The 6,437-nt window shown below is 63.1% G+C and carries 7 protein-coding genes and 1 pseudogene; 4 read left to right on the top strand and 4 right to left on the bottom strand.

What is annotated here, in order from left to right; genetic code table 11:
* Positions 1-219, bottom strand: a pseudogene (locus ACH2EI_RS04040) (SAM-dependent methyltransferase); the annotation flags it as partial.
* 174 nt (positions 220-393) lie between these two features.
* Between ACH2EI_RS04040 and ACH2EI_RS04035 the strand changes: the two are divergent.
* On the top strand, positions 394-1,713 hold the full coding sequence (locus ACH2EI_RS04035) for a cytochrome P450 (protein ID WP_395159192.1): 1,320 nt from the start codon (positions 394-396) through the stop codon (positions 1,711-1,713).
* A 106-nt stretch (positions 1,714-1,819) separates the two neighbouring features.
* Here the strand turns inward: ACH2EI_RS04035 and ACH2EI_RS04030 are convergent, their stop codons facing one another.
* On the bottom strand, positions 1,820-2,593 hold the full coding sequence (locus ACH2EI_RS04030; protein WP_395159190.1) for an SDR family NAD(P)-dependent oxidoreductase: 774 nt from the start codon (positions 2,591-2,593) through the stop codon (positions 1,820-1,822).
* 134 nt (positions 2,594-2,727) lie between these two features.
* Between ACH2EI_RS04030 and ACH2EI_RS04025 the strand changes: the two genes are divergently transcribed.
* On the top strand, positions 2,728-3,267 hold the full coding sequence (locus tag ACH2EI_RS04025; protein ID WP_395159188.1) for a DinB family protein: 540 nt from the start codon (positions 2,728-2,730) through the stop codon (positions 3,265-3,267).
* 17 nt (positions 3,268-3,284) lie between these two features.
* Here the strand turns inward: ACH2EI_RS04025 and ACH2EI_RS04020 are convergent, their stop codons facing one another.
* Positions 3,285-4,178 (bottom strand): SDR family oxidoreductase, encoded by an 894-nt coding sequence (locus ACH2EI_RS04020; RefSeq protein WP_395159186.1) that lies wholly within the window; start codon positions 4,176-4,178, stop codon positions 3,285-3,287.
* A 45-nt stretch (positions 4,179-4,223) separates the two neighbouring features.
* Between ACH2EI_RS04020 and ACH2EI_RS04015 the strand changes: the two genes are divergently transcribed.
* Positions 4,224-4,811 carry a TetR/AcrR family transcriptional regulator gene (locus ACH2EI_RS04015; RefSeq protein WP_395159184.1) on the top strand — a complete coding sequence of 196 codons (588 nt, stop codon included), beginning with the start codon at positions 4,224-4,226 and terminating at the stop codon, positions 4,809-4,811.
* Between the two features lie 13 nt (positions 4,812-4,824).
* Here ACH2EI_RS04015 and ACH2EI_RS04010 read toward each other — a convergent pair whose 3' ends face one another.
* Positions 4,825-5,709 carry a haloalkane dehalogenase gene (locus ACH2EI_RS04010; protein ID WP_395152944.1) on the bottom strand — a complete coding sequence of 295 codons (885 nt, stop codon included), beginning with the start codon at positions 5,707-5,709 and terminating at the stop codon, positions 4,825-4,827.
* A 77-nt stretch (positions 5,710-5,786) separates the two neighbouring features.
* Here ACH2EI_RS04010 and ACH2EI_RS04005 point away from each other — a divergent pair.
* Positions 5,787-6,437 (top strand): cobalamin-binding protein (locus tag ACH2EI_RS04005; RefSeq protein WP_395159182.1); only part of this gene is annotated, 651 nt, incomplete at its 3' end.

Here is a 6,437-nt window from a genome sequence, read left to right as displayed (position 1 = left end):
GGTCGAAAAGTGTGAGATCCACGACGAACAGATGTCGAGCACTGGGCCCGACGTCGCTCCTGTGAGGCCGAGTTCGTCGTACAGCGCGCCGACGGCAGCGATGGCACCGTCGTCGATGTGGGTGACCAACCGATCGAACGCGTAGAACTCACCGTCGTCGGTTTCGTCGGTCCGGGAGAAGAACCCCGGAGGGAACATTGTGTCGTACCGCTCATCCATCTCTTGACGATCTCACACGGCGTCCACATGCAGTGGATCGAGGTCACTCCACGGTGAATTTCGACCCCGATCTGGCTCGACCCCAGCGTCGACCTCTCACTACTGTTTCTGGCAGAGCGCCCTACACCAACACGTGGTGGGCGCCGATGAGCGACTTCGAGAAGGAACATAACGATGACCGACACGGGCAACAAGCAGACAATCCAACGACCGCCAGCGGATTTCCGATCGCCCGAACAGGAGCAGGTCGAGAAGGGCGCCGGCGTCGCGCCGGCCGACGAGCTCGCCATCGAAGACATCAACCCGCTCAATGCCAACCTGTTCGCCGAAGATCGCTACCACCGCTACTTCGAACGGCTGCGCAACGAAGACCCGATCCACTTCAACGAGATCGAAACCGCTGGCCGATACTGGTCGGTCACCAAGGCCGACGACATCAAGGCCGTCGAAGGCGACTGGCAGACGTTCTCCTCGGCGAGTGGTATCACGTTGGGTCTCCCCGCCGAGGCGCGTGCCGCGGCCGGGTCGCAGACGTCGTCGTTCATCGCCATGGATCCGCCCATGCAGCGCGCGCAGCGCAAGACGGTCACCCCAGCGGTGCAGCCAAAAAACCTGCAGAACGTCGAGCCGCTGATCCGCGAGCGCACGATCGATGTCCTCGAGTCACTCCCCGAAGGACAGACCTTCGACTGGGTCGAGACCGTTTCGATCGAACTGACGACCCGCATGCTGGCCACGCTCTTCGACTTTCCATTCGAAGATCGCCGCAAGCTCGCCCGCTGGTCCGACATCGTCTTCGCAATTCCCGAGCCGGGTGGCGTCATTGAATCGCATCAACAGCGCCATGACGAACTGATCGAGTGTGTGCACTACTTCTCAGGTCTGTGGGAACAGCGCCGAGAAGCACCAGGCAATGACCTCGTCTCGATGCTCGTTCACGGCGAGGCCACCAAAGACATGTCTGCCATGGACCACTTGGGCAACCTCCTGCTCTTGATCGTCGGTGGCAACGACACCACCCGTAACACGATGACCGGCAGCGTCTATGGGCTCAACACGTTCCCCGAGCAGTACGCCAAGCTCACCGCGAACCCCGACCTCATCCGCAACATGGTCCAAGAGATCATCCGCTGGCAGACACCCCTCGCCTACATGCGCCGGACCGCCACTCGTGACTGCGATCTGGGTGGCAAGCAGATTCTGCAGGGCGACCAGTTGCTCATGTGGTACCTGTCGGCGAACCGCGACGCCAACATCTTCGAGCATCCCGACAGCATCGACATCGAGCGGCACAACGCCTCCGATCACCTCTCGTTCGGGTTTGGCGTGCATCGCTGCATGGGCCTCCGTTTGGCCGAGATGCAGCTCCGGATCCTGTGGGAAGAGATCCTGGAACGCTTCGAACGGATCGAAATACAGGCCGAACCAACCCGCACGCTCTCGTCGTTCGTCCACGGCTATGCCACCCTCCCGGTGACCGTCACCCGGAAGTGATCGCCGCCGCGCGATCACCGTCACGCCGACCAGTGTGATCGGATTGATCCGCTCGGTCTGGAGCTGCGCCCTCTTGCTCACACGCACTCACACGCACTCGTCGGGGTTACTGAGCAGTCCACCCGCCGTCGACGGGCAAGATGATGCCGTTGACCATGGCTGCAGCATCTGACGCGAGGTAGATGACGGCGCCGGCGACGTCAGCAATCGTGCCGACGTCACCCATTGGAATCCGCTCGACGACGCCACGTCGGAACTCGGGGTCGTCGAGGCGCTCGGCAGTTCCGGGTGTGTAAATAAAGGTTGGAGCAACGGCGTTGACGGTGACGCCGCGCGGGCCCCATTCCAGCGCAAGTACGCGGACGAGTTGGTTGACGGCGCCTTTCGAAGCGCAGTACACGGCGTGGTCGCGGATGCCGACGAGTGATGCCTGCGAGCTGATGGCGACAACCCGACCGGAGCCGCGTTCGAGCATGATCTTCCCGGCCGCCTGCGCCGTAAAGAAGAGGCCCTTCGCGTTGACGTCCATCATGTCGTCCCAGTCGGCCTCGGTCACTTCGACCGCCGGATGGTTCGCTCCGAGCCCAGCGTTCGCGACGAGCACGTCGACACGTCCGTGCTGCTGCGCGATGTCGTCGAATGCGGCGTTGATCGAGGCGACGTTGGCGACGTCCATGACGTGACCGGATGCGCTTCCTCCTGCTGCCACGACTTCAGCGGCGATGGTGTTCGCCTCCTCCGACGACCGAGCCGTGAGGGCAACGGTGGCGCCTGCCGCGGCGAGCGCGTCAACGAGGCCACGCCCGATGCCACGGGACGCTCCGGTGACGACGACGATCTGTCCGTCGAGGGAAAACGATGGAAGGTGCTCGGAGTTCATCCCCTCACACTGGCACTGCTCGGGTGGCGGTGACGAGGCCCGGCGACTGGGTTCTCGATCACAGAGCTGGCTGGTTGGCCGGATGGCTTGCTCCGACGCCGCCGACCGTCGGTGCCGATCACTACGGTCGGCGGATGGACCGCATTGAGATCGAGATCAAACTGAACCGTGACCGAGCCTGGTTACTCGAACGACTCGGGGCGATGTCGCAAGACGACCTGACGGCGCCGCGCACGTTCAGCGAACACGATGCTGAGAGTCGTTGGTCCTTCGCTGACCACTTCGTCCACACGACGCTGATCGAGCAGAACTGGAACGCGATGTTCCGCCGTCACGTCGGGGGCGATCAGGGCCTCGCGCCGCGGCTGAACAGCGACGGGTCGCAACAGACGATGGAAGAGATCATGGCGTCGATCCACGGGTGGACCGAAGAATGGAAGGCCGAGCACAACGGCAAGCCGTTTGTCGAACTGGTGCGCATTGGTCAGGCCGTGCGTGCCGACACGATTGCGTTACTTGGCGAACTGTCCGACGATGATTTGGGCTCGAAGATCCCGGGCGCGCCCTGGTCAGATGGCACGGTCGGCGGGATCATGGCGGCCAACGCCGACCACGGTCGGATGCACTACGGCTGGGCCGAAGAAGACCCAGTGGCCGCCGCCCATTCGCACTGATTATCAGCCGAGGGTCGTCAGTCGTACCATTTGATCGTCGAGCGCATGGCTGTTTCGAAGTCTTCGAATGACATCGACGATTTGGCGCCGACGATCATTTCGGCGTCGGCTCCGACCAGTGTGCGGAAGGGTGTGGTTGGGTCGGTTGCCGCTCGTGCGATTGCATCGGCAACATCTTGTGGATTCTGCGGGCCGTCGGAATCGAGGTTGCCGAGTGCCTCGCGCAGCCGGAGTGCCTTGGCTTCGAACTCGGAACCTTCCCAACCGCTGGGGCGGACGATGTTCGCGCCAAATTCGGTTGTCGGAAACCGGCCAGGCTCGATCACGTGGACACGGATTCCTGCAGGTGCCGCTTCCCAGTGCAGTGCCTCAGACATTGCCTCGAGGGCGTGCTTTGATGCGGCGTACGCCCCACCAAACGGCGAAGTGGCCAGGCCGACCACGCTGCTGACGTTGACGATGGCGCCGTGCCCGCGTTCGCGCCAGGCTGACATCACGGCGCGGATCGTGCGCAGCGGCCCGACGACATTGGTGTCGAGCTGTCGGTGCATCAACTCGTCGTCGATGAGTTCGATGGCGCCTTGCACTTCGAATCCGGCGTTGTTCACCAGTACGTCGATCGAGGCGGCGTCGGCGAGGGCTTCGCGCACGGAGTCGGGATCGCAGACGTCGAGGTGTCGTACTTCGATATCAAGGTCACCGGCCTCGGCAAGGAGGTCGTCGCCCTTGGCGAGATTGCGCATTGTCGCGATCACCTGATGGCCCTGCCGGGCGAGCGTGAGCGCAGCGAGCTGGCCGAAGCCGCTATTGCTACCGGTGATGAGAATGCGTGATGGCTGCATGGTGCTCCCGAATGCGTGGTGTGTGGTGCGAGTCGTCTGACAAATTTTATAGAAAGTGTCAGTCGGCACGCTGACACAATTCTTTGCATGTGTCAAACTGATGATGTGGACGACATGGAGATGACGAGCGGGCTTGCTGCCGCGAAGCGGCGAGTTATTCACAACGCTGCAATCAGCCGGTTCTCCGCACTCGGTTTCGCGGGCACGTCGATGGCCGACATCGCTGATGAAGCCGCCATGTCGCGGCCAGCGCTCTATCAGTACTTTCGCAACAAGGGAGACATCTTCGTTTCGGCGTTTGTCCACCTCTTCGAGGATCAGGTCGAACGGGCTCTGCTCGTGCTCAACGAGCCCGGCCCGGTTGCTGAGCAACTCAACGGGTTTCTCCAACGCTACGAAGGCGACCTGTGGCAACGCATGGCGACCACCATGCACTCAGACGAAATTCTCAGCGCCAAGAACGCCGACATCGTTGCAGCAATCGACAGTGTCGTGATGCAGCTGTGGGATGGAATGGCGACGTACCTCGCCAGGGTTGCCGTCGGTCGATCGCGTGCGGTCGTCGCTCGGCGTGCAGCGTGGATCGAACTGCTGAAGTTCTCGCCAAAGGGCTTCAAGTTTGACCAACCGTCGGTTGAGGTCTACCGGCGCCGGCTCTCCGCGCTCGCGCAGAGTGTTGCAGCCGACATCGCGGCGTCCTGAAGCTGGCTGGCCGCTACGACATCCACGCGATGAGCGCGGCGGCGACATCCTCGCCGCAATCATCTTGCAGGAAATGACCGCCAGGTTCGAATTCCTGGTGCGGTTGGCCAGTGGCGCCAGGAATCCGTTCGACGAACTCGTGGTGGAGTTGACCGAGCACGGGGTCGCCCGGGCAGGCCAACGTGAGGAACGGTTTGGTCCACTGTTCGTAGGTGGCCCAGGCCGCCTTGTTCTCGGCAACGGCTGAGTGTTCGGGAGTGATTGGCACGAGCGTGGGGAACTCGCGGGCGCCTGCCATGTGCGCTTCGTCGGGGAACGGTGCGCGGTACGCATCCATCTCGGCGTCGGTGAGTTCGCGAGCTGCGGTCGCCCGCTGGAGGAGTGCGCCGCAGTCCATGAACGGCATGATCTGGGAGATGTTCAGCCAGGCATCGAAGCCGGGGCCCAGCGACGCGCCGACGGGGAGCCCGGTGTTGCCGATGGCGATGCGCTCGAAGCGGTCGGATTCTTCGGCGGCGACGCGGAGGCCGATGAGGCCACCCCAGTCCTGTGCGAAGAGGGTGGCGAGTGGCAGGTCGATTGCTGCAATGAATGCCTTCATCCAGGCGACGTGGCCGTTGTACGTGTAGGCGGAACGCTTGACGGGCTTGTCGGAGCGTCCGAAGCCGATGAGGTCGGGGGCAATGCAGCGATAGCCCGCTTCGACGAGCGGTGGAATCATGCGGCGATACAGGTAGCTCCACGTGGGTTCGCCGTGCAAGAGCAGCATGACGGGCCCGTCGGCCGGGCCGGCGTCGACGTAGGCCATGCGCAGGCCGACGACCTCGACATACTGCGGCTCGTACGCGAAGTCAGTGATGCCAGCGAATCGGTCATCGGGAGTCCGAAGGTATTCGATTCCGTGGGGCGTGGTCATCGTCGGTTCCATACGCCGACCATCTTGAGCGCGCGAGGCGTGCTGCTACGAACTGGACTGTGTCGCTCGATCTCCTGAATTCCGTCGTCGACCGCCACACTGGCCTGATGCGAATAGCGTCGTTGCTGCCATCGGCCACCGAGATCGTCTATGCACTTGGCCTCGAAGCCGACCTGGCTGGTGTCACCTTCGAATGCGACTTTCCGCCGGACCCGCGTGTTGGTCGATCGGTGCTGGTCGGCGGCCTCGACACGCACGGCCTTGAACCGGCAGCGATCGATGCACTCGTCCGCGACAAGATCGCAGCAGGCGACGACCTCTATCGGCTCGATGAGGACGCGTTTCGCAGTATCGATCCCACACTCGTGCTCACGCAAGATCTCTGCCGCGTGTGTGCCTTGCCTGCTGGCGAGGTGAGCGCTGCACTCGACCGGCTGGGCTGCTCGGCGGAGGTACTCACGCTCGATCCGCACACCCTTGATGAGGTGCTGTCGACGATCGTCGCCGTCGGCATTGCCGCAGGCGTGGCGGACCGCGCGGTTGCTGTTGTCGGTGGCCTCACTGCTCGTCTCGAAGCCGTGAGTTCCGCGGTGGTAAGCCGACCGAAGCCGAACGTTTTCGTCCTCGAATGGTCCGACCCGCCATTCATCGCTGGCCACTGGGTGCCTGACCTCGTCATCGCTGCCGGCGGCACCCCGGTCCATGCAGAG

The organism is Ilumatobacter sp. (assembly GCF_041688325.1).
GTDB lineage: Bacteria > Actinomycetota > Acidimicrobiia > Acidimicrobiales > Ilumatobacteraceae > Ilumatobacter_A.
Note: the sequence above shows the minus strand (reverse complement) of the source record. Positions and strands in the feature narration are given on the sequence as shown.

What these genes read in the sequence shown, in the direction of transcription:
- ACH2EI_RS04035 (WP_395159192.1), top strand. Translation starts at nt 394, where the DNA reads ATGACCGACACGGGCAACAAGCAGACAATCCAACGACCGCCAGCGGAT.
- ACH2EI_RS04030 (WP_395159190.1), bottom strand. Translation starts at nt 2,593, where the DNA reads ATGAACTCCGAGCACCTTCCATCGTTTTCCCTCGACGGACAGATCGTC.
- ACH2EI_RS04025 (WP_395159188.1), top strand. Translation starts at nt 2,728, where the DNA reads ATGGACCGCATTGAGATCGAGATCAAACTGAACCGTGACCGAGCCTGG.
- ACH2EI_RS04015 (WP_395159184.1), top strand. Translation starts at nt 4,224, where the DNA reads ATGGAGATGACGAGCGGGCTTGCTGCCGCGAAGCGGCGAGTTATTCAC.